Raw genomic sequence first — 19,025 nt, 5'->3', positions numbered from 1 at the left:
CCTGCCGGGCGAACGGAGCCGGAGGCGCCCGGCGTTACGGGCGAAGGGGCGCGGGTACCCGGCCGCCATGGACCGCATCGAACACATGGAACATCTGGACAAACACCTGGTCGACGAACTGGCCCAGGTGGCCCGCGACGCCGTACGCGAGGAACTGCGGGAGCAGACCCTCAAGCAGCGCCGTACGGCCTCGCTGTACGCGGCGTCCGGCGCCGTCGCCCTGTACGCGGGCGCGGCCCTCGCACTGACCGTGGGCCTCGTCCTCGCGCTCGGGCTGCCCGACTGGGTGGCCGCGCTGATCACCGCCGTCCTGCTCGGAGCCGGGGCCTACGCGCTGCGCAACGCGGCGAGGCCGACGGCACCCCGGCCCGCGCCGACACAGGCCGACGAGGAACGGACCGCCGCGGGACAGGCGGCCGCGGGACGGGCCGCCGAGGAGCAGAGTGCGAGGGTCGCCGGCAGCACGGCTCCCGGAACGCCGCCCGGCGGGCTCGCCGGGCCCTCCGCCCCGCCGGTTCCGCCCGTCGCCCCCGGCGGCGTCAGCGCGGCGCCCGGACCCTCCGGTGCGGGCACGCCCCCGATGCCCGGCGCGACGGATCCCGAGGGGCCGCATCACCCGGCCCGGTGAACCCACGGAGGCGTACCGAACCGGTGCGCCTCCGTCGCGCGGGATGCGGTGTCGGGCCGAGCCCCGGACAATCGGGGAGGAGACACCGTCCGCGGATCCGCACGGCCGGAACCGCGCCCGAACGGTCCCGCCGGTTTTCCGGTGTCCCCGGCGCCAGGCGCGCAACGCAGGCGGGCGGGGACCTCGACGTTTGGGCGTCCCGGCCAGGGGGACGCGGAAAGCCCCGAACGATCGACTCCGCCGGAGGCGCCCCATGAGCCGACCTCGTGTCGTGATCGTCGGAGCAGGATTCGCCGGGTACCAGACGGCGCGAACCCTGTCCCGGCTGACCCGGAACAAGGCCGACATCGTTCTGCTGAACCCCACGGACTACTTTCTCTACCTTCCCCTGCTGCCCCAGGTCGCCGCCGGTGTCCTGGAGCCGCGCCGCGTCACCGTCTCGCTGACGGGCACCCTGCCGGGCGTACGGCTGGTGCTGGGCGAGGCCGACGGCATCGACCTCGAAGCGCGGACCGTGCACTACACCGACCCCGAGGGCGACGGCGGCACCCTGTCGTACGACCGGCTCGTGCTGGCCGTCGGCAGCGTCAACCAACTGCTGCCCGTGCCCGGTGTCGCCGAGCACGCGCACGGCTTCCGGGGACTGCCCGAGGCGCTGTACCTGCGTGACCACGTGACCCGGCAGATCGAACTCGCTGCCGCCGCCGACGACTCCAAGAACTGTTCCTCGCGCTGCACCTTCGTGGTGGTCGGCGCGGGATACACCGGCACCGAAGTCGCCGCGCAGGGACAGCTGTTCACCGACCAGCTGGTGCGCAAGCAGGCGCTCAGGGAGGGGATGCGGCCGCGGTGGCTGCTGCTCGACATCGCCCCGCGTGTGCTGCCCGAACTCGACGAACGGCTGTCGACCACCGCCGATCGAGTGCTGCGGCAGCGCGGTGTCGACGTACGCACCGGGACGTCCGTCGAGGAGGCCACGTCGACCGGAGTGCGGCTGAGCGACGGGGAGTTCGTCGACACCCGGACCCTCGTGTGGTGCGTGGGCGTGCGGCCCGATCCACTGGTGGCCGGAGTCGGGCGGCCCATGGAGCGCGGCCGGCTGCTCGTCGACCCGTACCTCCAAGTCCCGGGCCACCCCGAGGTGTTCGCCTGCGGTGACGCGGCCGCCGTGCCCGACCTGGAGAAGCCCGGCGAGTACACGGCGATGACCGCGCAGCACGCCTGGCGGCACGGCAAGGTCGCGGGCCACAACGTGGCCGCCTCGCTCGGCGTCGGCTCCCGGCGTGTCTACCGGCACCGCGACCTGGGCTTCGTCGTCGACCTCGGCGGGGTCAAGGCCGCCGCCAACCCGCTCGGCATCCCGCTGTCCGGGCCGCTCGCCGGAGTCGTCGCCCGCGGCTACCACCTCGCCGCGATGCCCGGCAACCGTGTCCGGGTCGCCGCCGACTGGCTCCTGGACGCCGTACTCCCGCGCCAGGGCGTCCAGTTGGGCCTGGTCCGCTCCTGGTCGGTACCGCTGGAGTCCGCTTCACCGGAGCTGGCGCGGGTGGCGGGCGGCCCGGAGAAGCGGGTGGCCGCCGCGGGCGTGGGCGGGAGCCCCGCAGACTCCGGGTCCGGCGGCCCCGGTGGGTCCGGAGCGGCCCGGGTGTCCAAGGCCGAGGCGTCCGCGGTGCGTGACCCGGGCAACCGCCCGGCTCCGGATCCCGACGCCCTCGCTGCCCGGGACCCCGACGCCCCCAGGGCTCCGGATCCCGGCCGTCCCGCGGGACCGGCTGGGAGCCGCCCGGCGGGCGGTGATTCCGCCCGCCCGGCAGGCGCGGGCCCCGACAGCCCGACCTCTCGCGGCCCCGCCGAATCCGCGGGCCCCGATCCCGACAAGCCCGCCGCCCCCAGCCCCGTACGCCCTGACGAAGGAGAGTCATGAACACCCGTCAACTCACCGAACTGGGGCAGCAGTTGCGCGTGGACAGTGTCCGGGCAGCCGCCGCGGCGGGATCCGGGCATCCCACCTCCTCGATGTCCGCCGCCGACCTCCTGGCGGTCCTGTTCGCCCACCATCTGCGCTACGACTTCGACCGCCCCGCCCACCCCGGCAACGACCGCTTCATCCTGTCCAAGGGACACGCCTCACCACTGCTGTACGCCGCGTACAAGGCGGCCGGGGCCATCAACGACACCGAGCTGATGACGTTCCGCAGGCTCGGCAGCCGCCTCGAAGGGCACCCGACACCGCGCCGGCTGCCGTGGGTCGAGACGGCCACCGGATCGCTCGGGCAGGGCCTGCCCGTCGGCGTGGGCATCGCGCTGTCCGGCAAGCGGCTCGACCGGGTCGGCTACCGGGTGTGGGTGCTGTGCGGCGACAGCGAGATGGCCGAGGGCTCCGTGTGGGAGGCGGCCGAGCACGCCGGATACGAGCACCTCGACAACCTCGTCGCGATCGTGGACGTCAACCGGCTCGGCCAGCGCGGCCCGACCCGGCACGGCCACGACCTCGACGCGTACGCCCGCCGCTTCCGGGCCTTCGGCTGGCACACCGTCGAGGTCGACGGCCACGACGTGGACGCGATCGACCGCGCATACGGCGAGGCGGTCTCCACCGCCGGACAGCCGACCGCGATCATCGCCCGCACCCTCAAGGGCAAGGGCGTCGCGTCCGTCCAGGACCGCGAGGGCCTGCACGGCAAGCCACTGCCCGACGCCGACGAGGCGATCGAGGAACTCGGCGGGGTGCGCGATCTGCGCATCGAGGTCCGGCAGCCGCCCGCCGCCCGGATGCTCCACGCCGTACGCGCCGGGCACCTGGAACTGCCGCGCTACGAGACCGGCGACGAGGTCGCCACCCGCAACGCCTACGGGCAGGCGCTCGCCGCGCTCGGCACCGCGCGCGGAGACGTCGTCGCCCTCGACGGCGAGGTGAGCGACTCGACGCGCGCCGAGTTCTTCGCGAAGGAGCACCCCGACCGGTTCTTCGAGTGCTACATCGCCGAACAGCAGCTGGTCGCTGCCGCCGTGGGGCTCGCCGCGCGCGGCTGGGTGCCGTACGTGTCGACCTTCGCGGCCTTCCTCACGCGTGCCCACGACTTCGTCCGGATGGCGTCCATCAGCGGGGCCGGGATCAACCTCGTCGGCTCCCACGCGGGGGTCGCGATCGGGCAGGACGGGCCCTCGCAGATGGGTCTTGAGGACCTGGCGATGTTCCGGGCGGTGCACGGCTCGACCGTGCTCTACCCGTGCGACGCCAACCAGACTGCCAAGCTCGTCGCCGAGATGGCGGGCCGCGAGGGCGTCCGCTATCTGCGCACCTCGCGCGGCGAGATGCCGGTCCTGTACGGGCCGAACGAGGAGTTCCCGGTCGGCGGCAGCAAGGTGCTGCGGGTCTCCCCGCAGGACAGGCTCACCGTCGTCGCCGCCGGAGCGACCGTGCACGAGGCGCTGAAGGCCGCGGACGCGCTGGCCGCCGACGGCATCTCCGTGCAGGTCATCGACCTGTACTCGGTGAAGCCCGTCGACCGTCGCGCCCTGCGCGAGGCCGCCGAGCACACCGGCTGCCTGCTGACCGTGGAGGACCACCACGAGGAGGGCGGCCTCGGCGACGCGGTCCTCGACGCCTTCCTCGACGGACGCCCCACGCCCCGGCTGGTCCGGCTCGCCGTGCGCACCATGCCCGGCTCGGCCTCGCCCGAGGAACAGCTGCACGCCGCCGGCATCGACGCCGAGTCGATCGCGGCCTCGGCGAAGCTGCTGGTGGAGAACGCGGTCGTGCGATGACCCGTGCCGCCCGGTTCATGCGATGACGCGTCCCGCCCGGTCCGTACGGGACACGGGCGTCCGGAAGGAGTGATCATGGCCGGCACACGGGCCGTACGGGCCGGGCGGCGGACCGTCGAGGTCCACCGGCCCGACAAGGTGCTGTTCCCCGGCGACGGGTCGGCGAAGGAGTACACGAAGGCCGACCTGGTCGCGTACTACCAGGAGGTCGCCCCGTACATGCTGCCGCACCTGCGAGGACGGCCGCTGATGCTGGAACGGTACCCGGACGGGCTCGGTGGGCCCCGGTTCATGCAGAAGAACGTCCAGGACCACGACCCGGACTGGATCAGGCGAATCGAGGTGCCCAAGGAGGGCGGCACCGTCGTCCACCCCGTGTGCGACGACACCGCGACCCTCGTCTACCTCGCCGACCAGGCCTGTCTGACCCTGCACCGATGGCTGTCCCGGGTCTCGCAGGACGGCCGGGTCGACCATCCCGATCGGCTGGTCTTCGACCTCGACCCCTCGGGCGACGACTTCGAGCCGGTGCGCGAGGCCGCCCGGCTGCTCGGCGAGCTGCTCGACGAAATCCGGCTGCCGTCCGCCCTGATGACCACCGGCTCGCGTGGACTGCACGTCGTCGTACCGCTCGACGGGCGGCACGACTTCGACGAGGTACGAGAGTTCGCCAGGGCAGTCGCCGACACCCTCACCGAGGCGCACCCCGAGCGGCTCACCACGGCCGCCCGCAAGAAGGACCGCGGCGACCGCCTCTACCTGGACATCCAGCGCAACGCCTACGCCCAGACCTCGGTCGCCCCCTTCACCGTCCGGGCCAAGCCAGGCGCGCCGGTCGCCACACCTCTCACCTGGGAGCAGCTCGACGACTCCGGACTCGGCCCCCGCCGCTGGACCATCGCGGACGCCGTCGAGCAGGCCCGCTCCAACCCCTGGGCGGGGCTGCTCCGCAGAGGGCGCGCGCTCGGTCCTGCCCGGCGCCGGCTGAACGCGCTGCGCGGCTGAGGCGCGTACCGGCCGGGGACGAACAACCGGTCGTGGAACGCATCCTTGGAGGTTTGGCCAACGTCCGCCTGGCCACTCGGATTCCGAGGTGGCCATGTCGAACACATCCAACACATCAGGTTCACAGAGTTCATCGAACTCACCCAAGAGCAAGCAGAAAGACGCGGCGGACGAGGACGTGCCGAGCCCCATGGAGGTGCTGCGCAACGCGCGCACCCAGCTCGCGGAGCTGACCGGCATGGTGGCCGAGTCCGTGTCGTCCTTCGAACGCACAGAGGACGGCTGGACGTTGCAGATCGAGGTCCTGGAACTGGTCAGGGTCCCCGACACGATGAGCCTGCTCGCGAGCTACGAGGCGACCTGCGACCTCCAGGGCGAGCTCACCGGCTATCGGCGTGTCCGCCGCTACGAACGCGGGAGGTCCGACTCCAACAGGCCCGGCGGGCGGTAGGCCACGGCCCCTTCCCCGGTCCTTCGGAGGAGGAGGTCCGTCTCCGGTCCTTCGGGCGAGGAGACCGTCTCCAGTCCTCCGGGCGGGAACCTCTCCCGCTTCGCTCACACACCCGACAACAGACAAGGAGGCACGGTCGGCATGACCGTTGTCCCGGCACAACAGAGTGGCGGCGGAGGCGGCACCAGCGGCCTCTACGACGTCCTGGAACTCGTCCTGGACCGAGGGATCGTCATCGACGCATTCATCCGAGTCTCACTCGTCGGCATCGAGATCCTGAAGATCGACGTACGTGTCGTCATCGCCAGCGTCGACACCTATCTGCGCTTCGCGGAGGCGTGCAACCGGCTCGACCTGGAGGCCGGGCCCAAGCGCAGCCCCGGACTCCCCGACCTGGTCGGTGAGATCACCGAGTCCGGCGCGCGCGGCAAGTCGAAGGGGGCGCTGTCCGGCGCCGCCGAGACCATCTCCGGTGCCTTCAAGGAGGCCCGCGAGGAAGGCCAGACCGAGTCCAGGCCGCGCGCCCGCAAGTCCACCGCGGCACGCCGGAAGGAGGAGCAGGAGTGAGTACGTACGTCTACGGCATCACGTCCGGCTCGCATCCTTCGCTCCCGGACGGCATGGAAGGCGTCGGCGAGCCCGCACGGCAGGTGCGCATCATCAAGGAGGGCGACCTCGCCGCGGTCGTCAGCGACGCACCCGAAGGGCTGCGGCCCAAGCGCAGGGACCTGCTCGCCCACCAGAACGTGCTGGCAGAGACCGGCGCGGCCGCCGCGGTGCTGCCCATGCGGTTCGGCAGCGTCTCACCGGACGACGCGGCCGTGGCCGGGGTGCTCGCCGAGCGCGCCGACCACTTCAAGGAGCGCCTGGAGGCGCTGTCGGGCAAGGTCGAGTACAACGTCAAGGCCACGCACGACGAAGAGGCCGTACTGCACCGGGTGATGTCCGAGAACCCGGAGGTCCGGGCGCTCACCGAGGCCAACCGTAACGCGGGCGGCGGCAGTTACGACGACAAGCTGCGGCTCGGCGAGGTGGTGGTCGCCGCCGTGCAGCACCGCGAGGCGGAGGACGCCGCCGAGCTCCAGCGCGCCCTGGAACCGGTCGCCGCCGCAGTGAGCGTCGGACCGGAGTCCACCGGGTGGCTGGCCAACCTGTCGTTCCTCGTGGAGCGCGCGTCGGCCGAGGACTTCATCGCAGCGGTCGAAGAGGTCCGCAAGGCGCAGCCGCATCTCGAAGTGCGGCTCCATGGGCCGCTGCCGCCCTACAGCTTCGTCGAACCCGGGCCGTCCGAGCCCGCCGAGACGCAGCGCTGAGACCTGAGACAGAGGAGTCGAGGACATGGGGCTGATCGGAGAGGTCCTGATGCTGCCGTTCGCCCCCGTGCGCGGCAGCCTCTGGGCCATGCAACAGGTAGTGGCGGAGGCGGAGCGCCAGTACTACGACCCGGCGGCGGTCCGCGCCGAACTGGCTCGCCTCGAGCAGCGGCTCGAGGCGGGCGAGATCGACGACGCGGAGTTCGACCGCCTGGAAGACGAGCTCCTGGACAGGCTGGAGGTCGCCATGACCAGGGGCACCGGAACAGGCAACAACGGGACGACACGATGAATCGACTGGGACTGGGCCTCGCGGTAGGGGCCGGATACGTCCTCGGGCGTACCAAGAAGATGAAACTGGCGTTCGCGGTCGGCACGATGGTGGCCGGCAAACGGATGCACCTGAGCCCGCGGGCGCTCGCGGACCTGGTGTCCGGGCAGCTGCAGAACAACCCGCAGTTCAAGGAGATCGGGGACCAGCTGCGCGAGGACCTGCGAGGCGTGGGCAAGGCCGCGTCCGGAGCGCTCGTCGAGCGGCAGATCGAGGGTCTCGCCGACCGGCTGCACGGACGCACCGCACAGGTACGGGACCAGCTCTCGGGCGTGGTTCCGGATGTGCCCGGCGCCGGCGGCAGGTCCCGCGACGACCGGGAGGACGAGCCCGAAGACGAGTACGAGGACTACGACGAACGCGACCCGGACGCCTCGGACTCCGAGGACGACGACGTCGTGGAGCGGGAGTCCGCCGAAGACGTCGAGAGCGCCGAGGAGGAGGAACGGCCACGGCCGCGCAAGAGGGCCCCGGCCAAGAAGTCCGCGAAGAAGGCGCCCGCCAAGAAGGCTGCCGAGAAGCGGAGCCCCCGCAAGGAGGCCCCGGCCAAGAAGACGGCAGCCAGGGCCGCGAAGAAGGCTCCCGCGAAGAAGACGGCCGCGGCGAAGACCGCCGGGCGCAGCGCCTCGCGGGGCCGGCTGTCCAGGGGAGGCGGAGACAATGACTGACACCCTCGGATCCGCGACCAAGCACGCGAAGGACAACCCGCTCACGTCCGTCGCCCAGAGCGCGGCGGCCGACCGGCTCAAGGTGGAGGTCCAGGCGTATCTGGGCGTCCAGGCCCAGCGGCTGCTGGTCGGCGTCGGTCACAAGCTCGGCGAGACGACCAGCAAGCTCACGGACATCGCCGAGGGCAACAGTCCGGGCTTCGCCAAGCTCGCCCTCGACGGTGGCCGCAAGCTGGCCGAGGGCAAGGGGCCGCTGAGGTCCGCCGTGGAACTCGGCGCGGGCCGGGCCAAGGACAGCGTCGTCGGCGCGTTCAAGAACCTGACCGGCGGCAAGGGCAAGCGCAAGGGCGGCGCGGGCAAGAAGCCCACGGTCATCCTCGAGTACGTCGACGTCGGCGTGCCGCTGCGTACGGCCTACGACCAGTGGACCCAGTTCCAGGACTTCAGCACCTTCGCGAAGGGCGTCAAGAGCGCGAACCGCGGCGACGACACCACCTCGGACTGGCAGATGAAGATCTTCTGGTCCAACCGGAGCTGGAAGGCGAAGACCACCGACCAGGTGCCCGACGACCGCATCTCCTGGACGTCCGAGGGTGCCAAGGGCACGACGAAGGGTGTCGTCTCCTTCCACTCCCTCGCCGAGAACCTCACCCGGGTCCTGGTGATCGTCGAGTACTACCCCAAGGGCCTGTTCGAGAAGACCGGCAACATCTGGCGCGCCCAGGGCCGCAGGGTGCGTCTCGACCTCAAGAACTTCGCCCGCTTCATCACGCTCAAGGGCGAAGCGAGCGACAGCTGGCGCGGTGAAATCCGCGACGGCGAAGTGGTCGTCACCCACGAGGACGCGCTCGCGGAGGAAGAGGCCGAGGACACCGAGGCGTCCGACGAAGTCCCCGAGGAAGAGGAGATTCCCGAGGACGAGGAGGCCCCGGAGGGCGAGTACGAGGAGGAGGACGAGGCGCCGTACGACGACGAGAACGACGTGTACGCCGAGGACGAGGACGTGCCCGAGGAGGAAGCGGACGAAGCTGAGGCCGAGGCCGCCGAGCCCCGGAGCCGCCGATGAGCACGGCCCAGCGCTTCCCCGACCCATACGGCCAGCACGGCAGCAGCGCCAACCTCGCCGACATCCTCGAACGGGTACTCGACAAGGGCATCGTGATCGCGGGCGACATCCGCATCAACCTCCTCGACATCGAGCTGCTCACCATCAAACTGAGGCTCATCGTCGCGTCCGTCGACAAGGCGAAGGAGATGGGCATCGACTGGTGGGAGTCCGACCCGGAGCTGTCCTCACGCGCGCGCCGCAGCGAACTCTCGCGGGAGAACGCCGAGCTGCGCGCGCACGTCGCCGAACTGGAACACGGTCGTGAGGTCGCCCCCGCGCGCGAGCGCGAACCCGCGGAGGAGGAAGCCCAGGGATGAGTGGTCTGCGCTACGTCTACGCCGTCTGCCGCCCCTTCGGCACGCCGCTGTCGGCCCAGCTGACGGGCGTCGCGGGTGTTCCGCCCAAGCAGTTGACCCACCACGGCCTGGTCGCCGTGGTGGGTCATGTGCCGGAGGAGGACTTCGCCGAGGGGCCGCTGCGGGCCCATCTGGAGGACCTGGACTGGCTCAGTGCCACAGCGCGGGCGCACCAGAACGTGATCGACGCGCTCACCGTCGTCACCTCGCCGCTGCCGCTCCGGCTCGCCACGGTGTTCCGGGACGACAGCGGCGTCCGCATGATGATGGAACAGCGCGAGGAGACCTTCCTGCGGACGCTCGACCGGCTCGACGGGCGCGTCGAATGGGGAGTGAAGGTCTACGCGGAATCCCCGGAATCCCCGGAAGTTTCCGAGGGCCGGGAATCCGCTGAGAATCCGGATTCCCGGCCGGCGCCCTCTCCCGTCAAACCCGTTTCGGGGCGCGACTATCTACGGCAGCGGCGCGGTCAGCGCAGGGCACACGAGGAGAAATGGGAACAGGCCGAGGAATTCTCGCGCCGCCTGCACGAAACCCTTTCCGGGTACGCGGAGGACACCCGGATCCACGCGCCGCAGAACGCGGCGCTCTCCCGCGCGTCCGGCCGGAACGTACTCAACGCCGCCTATCTGGTGCCGCGTTCGGAATCCGAGGCGTTCGTGGAACTGGTGGACCGCACGAAGGACGACTCTCCCGGCCTGCGGGTCGAACTCACCGGGCCGTGGGCGGCCTACTCGTTCAGCGGGGAGGACTCGTGACCGTCGTGGAACGCCGGGAGATCGCTCTCGTCGACCTGCTCGACCGGCTGCTCGCGGGCGGGGTCGTCATCACCGGCGACCTCACGCTGCGGATCGCGGACGTCGATCTCGTACGCATCGACCTGAACGCGCTCATCAGCTCGGTCAACGAACAAGTCCCCTCGCCTTGGAGGGAGTTGGAGTGAGCGACATGCGCGACATCAGTGACGTGAGTGGCATCAGTGACGTGGGCGCCATGAGTGGCGACGGTAAAACGGCCGGGAAATCCCCGCGGAACCGGCTGGATCTCGATCCGGACACCGTGGAGCGGGACCTGGTCAAACTGGTCCTGACCGTGGTCGAACTGCTGCGGCAGTTGATGGAGAGGCAGGCACTGCGCCGGTTCGACACAGGGGATCTCTCTGAGGACCAGGAGGAGCGGATCGGTCTCACGCTGATGCTCCTGGACGACCGCATGGCCGAACTGCGCGACCGCTACGGGTTGCGGCCCGAGGACCTGAATCTGGACCTCGGGCCGCTCGGACCGCTACTTCCCAGGGAGTAGAACCACCGGTGGATACGGAAATCCCGGTGGAACTACCAGCGATACCAGCGGCCCCTGGAACCGCTCGCGCTCGTGCCGCGCACCAGGAATCCCAGTAGCCACACCACGATCACTATCAGTGCGATCCACCAGAGAATTTTCACCGCGAATCCGGCGCCGAAAAGGATGAGCGCCAGAAGCAGTACCAGCAGGATGGGAACCATAGTTTATTACCTCCTACTGGCCGGGTTTCCCGGATCAAGGAATTCAGGCCGGTTTCCGGCAGAGAATTTCCCCGTGCAGGACGGAGAACCAGGCATCCTCCTGCCGGCCCCACTCCCGCCATGCCTCCGAGACCGCGTTCAGCTGCTCCGGCGTCGCGTGACCGCCCTCCGTGGCGCGGTCCGCGTACGCGGAGGCGACCGTACGGTCCGCCCACAGGCCGCTCCACCAGGCGCGCTCCTCGGCGGTGGCGTAGCACCAGGTGCTCGACGAGCTGGTGACGTCGGTGAAGCCGGCCGTCAGCGCCCAGGATTTCAGGCGCCGCCCGGCGTCCGGCTCGCCGCCGTTCGCGCGGGCCACACGCCGGTAGAGGTCCAGCCAGTCGTCCATGCCCTGCGACAGCGGGTACCAGGTCATCACCGCGTAGTCCGAGTCGCGGACGGCCACGAAGCCGCCCGGTTTCGTGACCCGGTACATCTCGCGCAGCGCCTGCACCGGGTCGCCCACGTGCTGCAGCACCTGGTGCGCGTGGACGACGCAGAAGGTGTCGTCCGGATACTCCAGCGCGTGGACGTCCGCGACCTCGAACTCGACGTTGTCCAGGCCCCGTTCGGCCGCTGTGGCCCGGGCCTGGTCCAGGATGCCCGGCGCGTGGTCGACGGCGGTGACGTGCCCGTCCGGGACCAGTTCCGCCAGGTCGGCGGTGATGGTCCCGGGCCCGCAGCCGATGTCCAGGATCTTCATGTGCGGTTTCAGCGAGGGGAGGAGGTAGGCCGCCGAGTTCACGGCGGTGCGCCAGGTGTGCGAGCGCAGCACGGACTCGTGGTGGCCGTGCGTGTAGACGGCGGTCTCCTTCGACATGGCGTCCCCATTCCCTCGTAACCCTTGTACCGGGCCGGGCCTGCGGAGCTGCTCCGCGAGCGATACGAGTCACCGTACGCCGCCATGTCGAATGATGAGACCTGCGTCTTGCAATGCGGACATGGGGTGGGCTGGGTGTGGACTGGGTGGCGCGTGGTCAGCGTCGCTGCTGGAGCGGGCGGTACACGGTCAGTGCCTCGGGGAGCTTCCGGAGCGTCACCTCGCCCTCCACGGTGGTGACTTCACCGTCGTAGGCCAGCAGGGTGCCGGGCTCGACGCCCTCCACGCGGAGCGCGCCGACGCGGACCGCCGCGTGCGCGGGGGAGCGGGTGAGCGGCCCGGCGACGGCCGCGGCGAGGAGGCGTACGGCGGGGAAGCGGCCCCCGTGCACGACCCGTACGTCCAGGCGGCCGTCCGCGAGGTCGTAGCGGCGGGCGGGCAGCGGTCCCATCCGGTGGTACGTGCCGTTTCCGGCGAAGAGGAGCCACAACGGGTGCTCCTTGCCGCCGAGTTCGGCCTTGAGAGGGTGCCGGTCGGCGCGCAGCACGCGCAGGGTCGCGACCACTCCGGCCGGCCAGCCGCCGATCCGCTTCGACCAGCGGTCCCGCTCGCGCACCAGCTCCGGATAGACGCCGAGGCTGCACGTGTTGAGGAAGTAGCCCTCCGTGCCGTCGGCGGAGAACAGTCCCACGTCGACCCGTACGGCATCGCCTTCCCGCAGGGCCTGGCTCAGATCGCGTACGTCCTCCACGCCCAGGTCCTGCGCGAAGTGGTTGAGCGTGCCGCCGGGCAGCACGGCGAGCGGGAGGCGGTGGCGCAGGGCCACTGTGGCGGCAGCGTTCACGGTGCCGTCGCCGCCACAGACGCCCAGCACCTCGGCGCGGGCCGCCGCCTTCTCCAACTCGGCCCGCAGATCGGCCGGTTCGCACTCCACGAGCTCGGCGCGCGGCAGGGCGTCACCGAGGGCGCGGACGCGGTCCGAGCTGCCCGCCGCCTTGTTGACCACCATCACCAGGCCCTCCCCGTCCGGCAGCGCCGGCGCGTCCGCGCGCGGACGGCCGGGCGGCGGAAGCTGGTCACGAGTCGGCACCAGGCCGCGTACGGCGAAGGCGGCGCCCGCGCCGAACGCCGCCCCGACGAGCACGTCGCTCGGGAAGTGGGCGCCCGTGTAGATACGGGAGAGGGCCACCGCGGCGGCCACCGGGGCCACCACCGCGCCCAGGGGACGGGACTCAAGGGCGACACCCGTCGCGAAGGCCGCCGCCGACGCGGAGTGCCCCGACGGGAACGAGGTGGTGATCGGCTGGCGCTTCAGCTGCCGGACCATCGGCACCGCGTCCAGCAGGGGGCGCGGGCGGCGCACCGAGCGCTTGCCGAGGGTGTTGATGGTGGCCGAGGCCAGGGCCAGCGAGGCGACACCGCGGACGGCCGCGCGGCGGGCCCGCGGCGAACGTGTCGCCGCGAGCGCCGCCGCCGTGCCGAACCACAGCAGGCCGTGGTTCGCGCTGCGGCTCAGTTTCGGCAGCAGCGGGTCGGCGCCCGGCCAGTGCCGGGCGGCCACCGCCTCGAAGAGGCGGCAGTCGAGGGCCAGCAGCCGGTCGCGCAGGGCGTGGCCGGGTCCGGTGACGGTGAGGTCCAGATCTGCGGTCATGCACCATCGTGTACCCAGACAGGGCTCCGCCGCGCATGTCTGTCCGACGAGAACGGGTTGTGTGACCTGTCAGTCCTCCGTCCGCCGCGGTGGTCTGTCGCGAACGGTCCGCCGGCCGGGTAACCCGTTTGCCGCGCGCCCCGCCCACCCCGGACAATGCCCAATCATGGGACATCTGGAAGCCGCGCACCTGGAGTACTACCTTCCCGACGGGAGGGCGCTGCTCGGCGATGTGTCCTTCCGGGTGGGCGAAGGGGCCGTGGTCGCGCTGGTCGGGCCCAACGGAGCCGGGAAGACGACACTGCTGCGGCTGATCTCCGGCGAGCTGAAGCCGCACGGCGGCACCGTCACGGTGAGCGGCGGGCTCGGGGTGATGCGCCAGTTCGTGGGATCCGTACGGGACGAGTCGACCGTACGGGACCTGCTCGTGTCGGTCGCCCAGCCGCGGATCCGGGAGGCCGCCGAGGCCGTCGACCGCGCCGAGCACCTCATCATGACCGTCGACGACGAGGCCGCCCAGATGAGTTACGCGCAGGCGCTCTCCGACTGGGCGGAGGTCCAGGGGTACGAGGCCGAGACCCTCTGGGACATGTGCACCACGGCCGCGCTCGGAATCCCGTACGACAAGGCGCAGTTCCGCGAGGTGCGCACGCTCTCCGGCGGTGAGCAGAAGCGTCTCGTCCTGGAGGCCCTGCTGCGCGGCACCGACGAGGTGCTGCTGCTCGACGAGCCGGACAACTACCTCGACGTGCCCGGCAAGCGCTGGCTGGAGGAGCGGCTGCGGGAGACCCGCAAGACCGTCCTGTTCGTCTCCCACGACCGGGAGCTGCTCGCCCGCTCCGCCGAGAAGATCGTGAGCGTCGAGCCCGGACCCGCCGGCGCCGACGCCTGGGTGCACGGCGGCGGCTTCGACACGTACCACGAGGCACGCCGGGAGCGGTTCGCGCGCTTCGAGGAGCTGCGGCGGCGCTGGGACGAGAAGCACGCCCAGCTGAAGAAGCTGGTGCTCAACCTGCGGCAGGCGGCCTCCATCAGCCATGAGCTGGCCTCCCGCTACCAGGCCGCGCAGACCAGGCTCCGTAAGTTCGAGGAGGCGGGACCGCCGCCCGAGCCGCCGCGCGAGCAGGACATCACCATGCGGCTGCACGGCGGACGCACCGGCGTACGGGCGGTGACCTGCAAGGGGCTCGAACTCACCGGGCTGATGAAACCCTTCGACCTGGAGGTCTTCTACGGCGAGCGGGTCGCCGTGCTCGGCTCGAACGGCTCCGGCAAGTCGCACTTCCTGCGGCTCCTCGCGGGCGGCGACGTCACGCACACGGGGGAGTGGAAGCTCGGGGCGCGTGTCGTGCCCGGCCACTTCGCGCAGACCCACGCCCATCCCGAGCTGGAGGGGCGCACGCTGCTCGACATCCTGTGGTCCGAGCACTCCCAGGACCGCGGGGCCGCCGCGTCCCGGCTGCGACGCTACGAGCTGACCGCCCAGGCCGAGCAGCGCTTCGACCGGCTCTCCGGCGGGCAGCAGGCCCGCTTCCAGATCCTCCTCCTGGAACTGGAGGGCTGCACGGCGCTGCTTCTGGACGAGCCCACGGACAACCTCGACCTGGAGTCGGCCGAGGCGCTTCAGGAGGGGCTGGAGGCTTTCCAGGGCACGGTTCTCGCGGTCACTCATGACCGCTGGTTCGCTCATTCGTTCGATCGGTATCTGGTGTTCGGCAGTGATGGGCGTGTGCGGGAGTCGGCGGAGCCGGTCTGGGATGAGCGGCGGGTCGAGCGGGTTCGGTAGCCCGCGGCTGGGCTGGGCCGACTGCGGCTCGTTTGTCGGGTGCGGGTCCGTCGGGGTTGAGCGCGCCCACGCGGCGGAGCCGCATATGTCACAGCCCCGCGCCCCCAAGGGGGCGCGAGTGTGCCCCGGTGTTCGTAAGGTGGAGGGAGACACGACGATCGGGGTAGCGCCATGACCGGAGTCGACCCGGGCAGCCTGGACGATCAGCAGCTGATGAAAGAGCTGGAGACGATCCATCGCACCCGCCACGACACGTTGCTGCACGGTTCGAACGACGCGCTGCGCACGCACAACGTCCGGATGGCGGAACTGGAGGGCGAGTATCTGCGCCGGAACCCGCGCCGCCCGGTCGCCCTGGGCCGGACGCGGGCGGGGGCGCGGGACAGGCATCCGGACGCGAGCCGGTGAGGCGCGCGGCGGGCTCTGCTGAATCGGCGTAGGCCTGGCCGGGCGGGCGTCGGCCCTGCTGGACGGGCGTGGCCCTGGTCCATGGGCGTCGGACCTGCTCTACGGGCCGTGGTCAGCGGTGCTTGGCAAACTCCGGCAGGAACGCCTCGGTGAAGGCCTTGAGGTCGTCCGGTTTGCGGCTGGTGACGAGTGTCGCGGGTCCGGCCTCGCAGACGACCACCTGTTCGTCGACCCAGGTGCCGCCCGCGTTGCGGATGTCCGTACGCAGGCTCGGCCACGAGGTGAGGGTGCGGCCGCGGACCACGTCGGCCTCGATGAGCGTCCACGGGGCGTGACAGATCGCGGCGACCGGACGGCCCTGCTCGAAGAAGTCCCGGACGAACGACACCGCCTGTTCGTCCATGCGCAGCGCGTCCGGATTGGCCACGCCGCCCGGCAGTACCAGACCGGCGAAGGAGTCGGCCGAGGAGTCGCCCACGACCTCCTGCACGGGGAACACGTCCGCCTTGTCGAGGTGGTTGAACGCCTGGATCTGCCCCGGCTTCGTCGACAGCAGCACGGGTTCGCCGCCCGCGTCGTGGACGGCGTGCCAGGGGTCGGTGAGTTCGATCTGCTCGACGCCCTCCGGCGCCATCAGAAACGCGATGCGCATGGGTCCTCCACGTCCTTTCCGGCCGCGCGACATGTCACGGGGGCTGTGCTCTCGTCTCCGGCCGCGAGGTCTCTTCGAGTCACGCGCGGGCCCTCCCCCGGCCGTCGTCCGGGGAGGCCCGGCTGATCTCCGCGAGAGCCGACTCCGGGTTCTCGGAGATGGCCAGGTCGCCCAGGCTGACCATGCCGACCGCCCGTCCGTCCTCGACGACCGGGAGCCGCCGCACGACGTGGTCGCGCATCAGTGCGACCGCCGCCACCACCCCGTCGTCGGGGCCGACCACGACCGGATCGGGCGTGCACACCGACCGGGCGCTCACCGTCAGCGGGTCGGCACCGTTCGCGACCGCGCGCACCGCGATGTCGCGGTCGGTCAGGACGCCGATGAGAGCTTGGTCGTCCGCCACCAGGACATCGCCGATGTCCTGGGCCCGCATGAGCTGAGCGGCTTCGACGAGCGAGGCGTCCGGGCGGACCGAGACGACGCCTGGCGTCATGACTTCCCTCACGAAAACAGCCATGGCTGTGGGCCTTTCCTCCGTTCCCCGGCGAAGGGGTACGGCTACGTCGGTGTCACGTCGCCCGCAGTACCCCTGAGACGGCCGGTTATGCGTCCGGCGGCGGCTCTTCGGACGCCTCGGCCCCGCTCTCCGCGGAGCGCACGACGGCGTCGGCCAGTTCCTGCGCGTTGGCGTAGCGCGCGCCGCCGGGCAGCCGCTCCACTGCTTCGACGAGCGCGTCCGGCGCGTAGCGGTCCCGCAGGACGCCGATCAGCGCACGGGGACCCGCGGGGAACGACGTACGGCCCAGGTGGCGTGCCAGATCGAGGCGGACGGCGGCCACCGAGCCCCGGTCAGAACCCGGTGTCACCGGGCCGCCGGCGACCGGTGGGTCGTCGTCGGCGATCGGCTCCGGATCGTGCCACTCCTCCACCCGGGTCGGACGGCCGGACCTCAGCAGGCCCTGCAGTTCGTGCTTCATCTCCTCGTCCCGGTGGACGCTGAGGCGGTTGCTGCCTCGCTCCATGTGTCCCTCCAGCTGTTCGGGGGTGGACCCTCGCGTACCCGTCTCCCGGGCATCGACACGGAGGGTTTGCACCGGGGTTTGCAGTGGCGCGGGCACCGGCTTGTGCGCAGGAGGTTTGCCCGCCCGGGACCGGGAGACCCGGTCTCCGCCCTCCACTGTGATCCCCTTGGGGAAGGACAGGACCATGGCGGTGCTCGCTGTGATCATTCCGGTCCTGATGCTCGGCGTCGTCCTGGCACTCGGCCGCTACGAGGAATGGCTGCTCCCGGACGAGGACCGGCTGCGTCCGGCTCCGCCGGCCCAGCAGCTCGGCGCGACCGACGGCGCCGCGCTGAGCGACTGACGACCGAGCCGCTCAGCCGCCGACCGGACGGTCTTGGCCCCGGCGCCGGAACCACGTGCCCGGGCGTCGGAACCACGTGCCCGGGGTCCGGGACAACGGCGCGTGTTCGTCCGGGCAAGTCAAGTTTGCCGGGCAGGGCGAGGGGCAGGCGAAAACTCAGTGCTTCGGACAGGAGGCACGTCCGTGGGAGCGGTGTATCCCCCCGCCACGGGTGTGCCCGTCCGGCTCCGGGTGCGCTCCCACGTTTGACCGTCCAACCAAGGCACCACTCAAGGGAGTTGCACGCACCATGCGAACTCACGCGAGCGCCAAGCACCCCCACGACGACGCCCCGGACACCGCGGAGGACTTCCGCAGGCTCGCTTCGTTGCCTCCGGGGCAGCTGCGCGACACTCTCCGGGAGCAGATCATCGAGGCCTGGCTCCCCATGGCCGACCGCCTGGCAGGCCGTTTCCGGAACCGTGGTGAGAACTACGACGATCTGCGGCAGGTCGCTGCCATGGGCCTGGTCAAGGCCGTCGACCGCTACGACCCGGAACTCGGCAACGCTTTCGAGAGCTATGCCGTACCCACCATCACAGGTGAGATCAAGCGTCACTTCCGTGACCACATGTGGACCCTGCACGTGCCTCGTCGGGTCCAGGACCTGCGCAACCGTGTCCGCTTCGCCCGCCAGGACCTCTCCCAGACCATCCCGGGCCGGCAGCCCACGGTCGCCGAGATCGCCGAGCACGCGCAGATGAGCGAAGAGGACGTACGCGCCGGTCTGGAGGCCCTGGAGAGCTTCACGGCGCTGTCGCTCGACGCCGAACTCCCGGGCAGCGAGGACGGATACTCCCTCAGCGACGCGCTCGGCTCGGCCGATCCGGCGCTCGACGTCGTCATCGACCGTGAGGCGGTCAAGCCGCGGTTGGAGGCACTGCCCGAGCGCGAACGGGCCATCCTGTACATGCGGTTCTTCGGGGACATGACGCAGAGTCGGATCGCCGAGCAGCTCGGGATCTCGCAGATGCACGTTTCTCGGCTGATCAGCCGGTGTTGCAGCAGGTTGCGGGAGCAGGTTCTGCAAGACGTTGCGTAGGCCTCCGGCGGTTTGGCGGAGTACTGCGGGTCGTGGATGGCTGCGGGTCTGTTGTCGGCTGCGGGTTTGTTGTGGCTGGGCGCGCAG

At 71.2% G+C, this 19,025-nt stretch carries 24 protein-coding genes; 18 read left to right on the top strand and 6 right to left on the bottom strand.

Features of this window, described 5'->3' with window-relative positions; translation table 11 throughout:
- Window positions 1–67: 67 nt before the first annotated feature.
- The 14 genes from QF035_RS12380 to QF035_RS12315 all read left to right on the top strand — a co-directional run bounded on the left by QF035_RS12380 (window position 68) and on the right by QF035_RS12315 (window position 10,930).
- Complete coding sequence (locus tag QF035_RS12380) at window positions 68–628, top strand: phage holin family protein (protein WP_307520234.1); 561 nt, start codon at window positions 68–70, stop codon at window positions 626–628.
- Window positions 629–881: 253 nt separating this feature from the next.
- Entirely contained in the window at window positions 882–2,552 is a 1,671-nt protein-coding gene (locus tag QF035_RS12375) for an NAD(P)/FAD-dependent oxidoreductase (RefSeq protein WP_307520232.1), read from the top strand.
- Window positions 2,549–4,396: a transketolase gene (locus tag QF035_RS12370; protein ID WP_307520230.1), complete on the top strand. Its 1,848-nt coding sequence runs from the start codon at window positions 2,549–2,551 to the stop codon at window positions 4,394–4,396. Before QF035_RS12375 ends, QF035_RS12370 begins: the two co-directional genes overlap by 4 nt.
- Window positions 4,397–4,471: 75 nt before the next feature.
- Window positions 4,472–5,401, top strand: a complete 930-nt coding sequence (gene ligD / locus QF035_RS12365; protein ID WP_307520228.1) for a non-homologous end-joining DNA ligase — start codon at window positions 4,472–4,474, stop codon at window positions 5,399–5,401.
- A 94-nt stretch (window positions 5,402–5,495) separates the two neighbouring features.
- A complete protein-coding gene (locus QF035_RS12360; protein WP_307520227.1) occupies window positions 5,496–5,852 on the top strand; it encodes a gas vesicle protein GvpO in 357 nt (118 codons plus the stop codon).
- A gap of 141 nt (window positions 5,853–5,993) precedes the next feature.
- Window positions 5,994–6,419 (top strand): gas vesicle structural protein GvpA, encoded by a 426-nt coding sequence (locus tag QF035_RS12355; RefSeq protein ID WP_307520226.1) that lies wholly within the window; start codon window positions 5,994–5,996, stop codon window positions 6,417–6,419.
- Window positions 6,416–7,165, top strand: coding sequence for a GvpL/GvpF family gas vesicle protein (locus QF035_RS12350; protein ID WP_307520225.1), 750 nt, complete (start codon window positions 6,416–6,418; stop codon window positions 7,163–7,165). Before QF035_RS12355 ends, QF035_RS12350 begins: the two co-directional genes overlap by 4 nt.
- Window positions 7,166–7,190: 25 nt before the next feature.
- The gene (locus QF035_RS12345) at window positions 7,191–7,457 is read left to right on the top strand and encodes a gas vesicle protein GvpG (RefSeq protein WP_307520223.1); all 267 of its coding nucleotides are present in this window, start codon (window positions 7,191–7,193) and stop codon (window positions 7,455–7,457) included.
- Window positions 7,454–8,164 (top strand): DNA primase, encoded by a 711-nt coding sequence (locus tag QF035_RS12340; RefSeq protein ID WP_307520221.1) that lies wholly within the window; start codon window positions 7,454–7,456, stop codon window positions 8,162–8,164. Before QF035_RS12345 ends, QF035_RS12340 begins: the two co-directional genes overlap by 4 nt.
- Complete coding sequence (locus QF035_RS12335; protein WP_307520220.1) at window positions 8,157–9,230, top strand: SRPBCC family protein; 1,074 nt, start codon at window positions 8,157–8,159, stop codon at window positions 9,228–9,230. The genes QF035_RS12340 and QF035_RS12335 overlap by 8 nt, the downstream gene beginning before the upstream one ends.
- Window positions 9,227–9,589 carry a gas vesicle protein gene (locus tag QF035_RS12330; protein WP_307520219.1) on the top strand — a complete coding sequence of 121 codons (363 nt, stop codon included), beginning with the start codon at window positions 9,227–9,229 and terminating at the stop codon, window positions 9,587–9,589. The genes QF035_RS12335 and QF035_RS12330 overlap by 4 nt, the downstream gene beginning before the upstream one ends.
- Window positions 9,586–10,386, top strand: coding sequence for a GvpL/GvpF family gas vesicle protein (locus QF035_RS12325; protein ID WP_307520218.1), 801 nt, complete (start codon window positions 9,586–9,588; stop codon window positions 10,384–10,386). Before QF035_RS12330 ends, QF035_RS12325 begins: the two co-directional genes overlap by 4 nt.
- Entirely contained in the window at window positions 10,383–10,571 is a 189-nt protein-coding gene (locus QF035_RS12320) for a gas vesicle protein (RefSeq protein ID WP_143640948.1), read from the top strand. Before QF035_RS12325 ends, QF035_RS12320 begins: the two co-directional genes overlap by 4 nt.
- Before the next feature lie 50 nt (window positions 10,572–10,621).
- Window positions 10,622–10,930 carry a gas vesicle protein K gene (locus QF035_RS12315; RefSeq protein WP_307531063.1) on the top strand — a complete coding sequence of 103 codons (309 nt, stop codon included), beginning with the start codon at window positions 10,622–10,624 and terminating at the stop codon, window positions 10,928–10,930.
- 32 nt (window positions 10,931–10,962) lie between these two features.
- Here the strand turns inward: QF035_RS12315 and QF035_RS12310 are convergent, their stop codons facing one another.
- The 3 genes from QF035_RS12310 to QF035_RS12300 form a co-directional block, all read right to left on the bottom strand.
- A complete protein-coding gene (locus QF035_RS12310; protein ID WP_143640947.1) occupies window positions 10,963–11,133 on the bottom strand; it encodes a hydrophobic protein in 171 nt (56 codons plus the stop codon).
- A 43-nt stretch (window positions 11,134–11,176) separates the two neighbouring features.
- Window positions 11,177–11,992: a class I SAM-dependent methyltransferase gene (locus QF035_RS12305; protein ID WP_307520217.1), complete on the bottom strand. Its 816-nt coding sequence runs from the start codon at window positions 11,990–11,992 to the stop codon at window positions 11,177–11,179.
- A gap of 157 nt (window positions 11,993–12,149) precedes the next feature.
- Entirely contained in the window at window positions 12,150–13,643 is a 1,494-nt protein-coding gene (locus QF035_RS12300) for a bifunctional phosphatase PAP2/diacylglycerol kinase family protein (protein WP_307520215.1), read from the bottom strand.
- Window positions 13,644–13,809: 166 nt separating this feature from the next.
- On the opposite strand from QF035_RS12300, the gene QF035_RS12295 reads away from it, so the two are divergent.
- Together QF035_RS12295 and QF035_RS12290 are read left to right on the top strand one after the other, a co-directional pair.
- Entirely contained in the window at window positions 13,810–15,429 is a 1,620-nt protein-coding gene (locus QF035_RS12295) for an ABC-F family ATP-binding cassette domain-containing protein (RefSeq protein WP_307520214.1), read from the top strand.
- 171 nt (window positions 15,430–15,600) lie between these two features.
- Window positions 15,601–15,837, top strand: a complete 237-nt coding sequence (locus tag QF035_RS12290; RefSeq protein ID WP_266753259.1) for a DUF6158 family protein — start codon at window positions 15,601–15,603, stop codon at window positions 15,835–15,837.
- A gap of 112 nt (window positions 15,838–15,949) precedes the next feature.
- On the opposite strand, the gene QF035_RS12285 is transcribed toward QF035_RS12290, so the two are convergent.
- The 3 genes from QF035_RS12285 to QF035_RS12275 form a co-directional block, all read right to left on the bottom strand.
- Entirely contained in the window at window positions 15,950–16,489 is a 540-nt protein-coding gene (locus tag QF035_RS12285) for a type 1 glutamine amidotransferase domain-containing protein (protein WP_307520213.1), read from the bottom strand.
- Window positions 16,490–16,568: 79 nt separating this feature from the next.
- On the bottom strand, window positions 16,569–17,009 hold the full coding sequence (locus tag QF035_RS12280; RefSeq protein WP_307520212.1) for a CBS domain-containing protein: 441 nt from the start codon (window positions 17,007–17,009) through the stop codon (window positions 16,569–16,571).
- An 85-nt stretch (window positions 17,010–17,094) separates the two neighbouring features.
- The gene (locus QF035_RS12275; protein ID WP_307520211.1) at window positions 17,095–17,514 is read right to left on the bottom strand and encodes a DUF2795 domain-containing protein; all 420 of its coding nucleotides are present in this window, start codon (window positions 17,512–17,514) and stop codon (window positions 17,095–17,097) included.
- A 184-nt stretch (window positions 17,515–17,698) separates the two neighbouring features.
- Between QF035_RS12275 and QF035_RS12270 the strand changes: the two genes are divergently transcribed.
- Both QF035_RS12270 and QF035_RS12265 read left to right on the top strand, forming a co-directional pair.
- Window positions 17,699–17,857 carry a hypothetical protein gene (locus tag QF035_RS12270; protein ID WP_307520210.1) on the top strand — a complete coding sequence of 53 codons (159 nt, stop codon included), beginning with the start codon at window positions 17,699–17,701 and terminating at the stop codon, window positions 17,855–17,857.
- Window positions 17,858–18,146: 289 nt separating this feature from the next.
- Window positions 18,147–18,938, top strand: coding sequence for an RNA polymerase sigma factor SigF (locus QF035_RS12265; protein WP_307520209.1), 792 nt, complete (start codon window positions 18,147–18,149; stop codon window positions 18,936–18,938).
- The last annotated feature ends 87 nt before the right edge of the window (window positions 18,939–19,025 follow it).

This window comes from Streptomyces umbrinus (assembly GCF_030817415.1).
GTDB classification, from domain to species: Bacteria; Actinomycetota; Actinomycetes; order Streptomycetales; family Streptomycetaceae; genus Streptomyces; species Streptomyces umbrinus_A.
This window is presented reverse-complemented; position numbering and strand designations above follow the sequence as displayed.

Excerpts from the sequence above, each read along its gene's own strand:
- QF035_RS12380 (WP_307520234.1), top strand. The coding sequence starts at position 68 with ATGGACCGCATCGAACACATGGAACATCTGGACAAACACCTGGTCGAC.
- QF035_RS12375 (WP_307520232.1), top strand. The coding sequence starts at position 882 with ATGAGCCGACCTCGTGTCGTGATCGTCGGAGCAGGATTCGCCGGGTAC.
- QF035_RS12370 (WP_307520230.1), top strand. The coding sequence starts at position 2,549 with ATGAACACCCGTCAACTCACCGAACTGGGGCAGCAGTTGCGCGTGGAC.
- ligD (WP_307520228.1), top strand. The coding sequence starts at position 4,472 with ATGGCCGGCACACGGGCCGTACGGGCCGGGCGGCGGACCGTCGAGGTC.
- QF035_RS12360 (WP_307520227.1), top strand. The coding sequence starts at position 5,496 with ATGTCGAACACATCCAACACATCAGGTTCACAGAGTTCATCGAACTCA.
- QF035_RS12355 (WP_307520226.1), top strand. The coding sequence starts at position 5,994 with ATGACCGTTGTCCCGGCACAACAGAGTGGCGGCGGAGGCGGCACCAGC.
- QF035_RS12345 (WP_307520223.1), top strand. The coding sequence starts at position 7,191 with ATGGGGCTGATCGGAGAGGTCCTGATGCTGCCGTTCGCCCCCGTGCGC.
- QF035_RS12340 (WP_307520221.1), top strand. The coding sequence starts at position 7,454 with ATGAATCGACTGGGACTGGGCCTCGCGGTAGGGGCCGGATACGTCCTC.
- QF035_RS12335 (WP_307520220.1), top strand. The coding sequence starts at position 8,157 with ATGACTGACACCCTCGGATCCGCGACCAAGCACGCGAAGGACAACCCG.
- QF035_RS12330 (WP_307520219.1), top strand. The coding sequence starts at position 9,227 with ATGAGCACGGCCCAGCGCTTCCCCGACCCATACGGCCAGCACGGCAGC.
- QF035_RS12325 (WP_307520218.1), top strand. The coding sequence starts at position 9,586 with ATGAGTGGTCTGCGCTACGTCTACGCCGTCTGCCGCCCCTTCGGCACG.
- QF035_RS12315 (WP_307531063.1), top strand. The coding sequence starts at position 10,622 with ATGAGTGGCGACGGTAAAACGGCCGGGAAATCCCCGCGGAACCGGCTG.
- QF035_RS12310 (WP_143640947.1), bottom strand. The coding sequence starts at position 11,133 with ATGGTTCCCATCCTGCTGGTACTGCTTCTGGCGCTCATCCTTTTCGGC.
- QF035_RS12305 (WP_307520217.1), bottom strand. The coding sequence starts at position 11,992 with ATGTCGAAGGAGACCGCCGTCTACACGCACGGCCACCACGAGTCCGTG.
- QF035_RS12300 (WP_307520215.1), bottom strand. The coding sequence starts at position 13,643 with ATGACCGCAGATCTGGACCTCACCGTCACCGGACCCGGCCACGCCCTG.
- QF035_RS12295 (WP_307520214.1), top strand. The coding sequence starts at position 13,810 with ATGGGACATCTGGAAGCCGCGCACCTGGAGTACTACCTTCCCGACGGG.
- QF035_RS12290 (WP_266753259.1), top strand. The coding sequence starts at position 15,601 with ATGACCGGAGTCGACCCGGGCAGCCTGGACGATCAGCAGCTGATGAAA.
- QF035_RS12285 (WP_307520213.1), bottom strand. The coding sequence starts at position 16,489 with ATGCGCATCGCGTTTCTGATGGCGCCGGAGGGCGTCGAGCAGATCGAA.
- QF035_RS12280 (WP_307520212.1), bottom strand. The coding sequence starts at position 17,009 with ATGGCTGTTTTCGTGAGGGAAGTCATGACGCCAGGCGTCGTCTCGGTC.
- QF035_RS12275 (WP_307520211.1), bottom strand. The coding sequence starts at position 17,514 with ATGGAGCGAGGCAGCAACCGCCTCAGCGTCCACCGGGACGAGGAGATG.
- QF035_RS12270 (WP_307520210.1), top strand. The coding sequence starts at position 17,699 with ATGGCGGTGCTCGCTGTGATCATTCCGGTCCTGATGCTCGGCGTCGTC.
- QF035_RS12265 (WP_307520209.1), top strand. The coding sequence starts at position 18,147 with ATGCGAACTCACGCGAGCGCCAAGCACCCCCACGACGACGCCCCGGAC.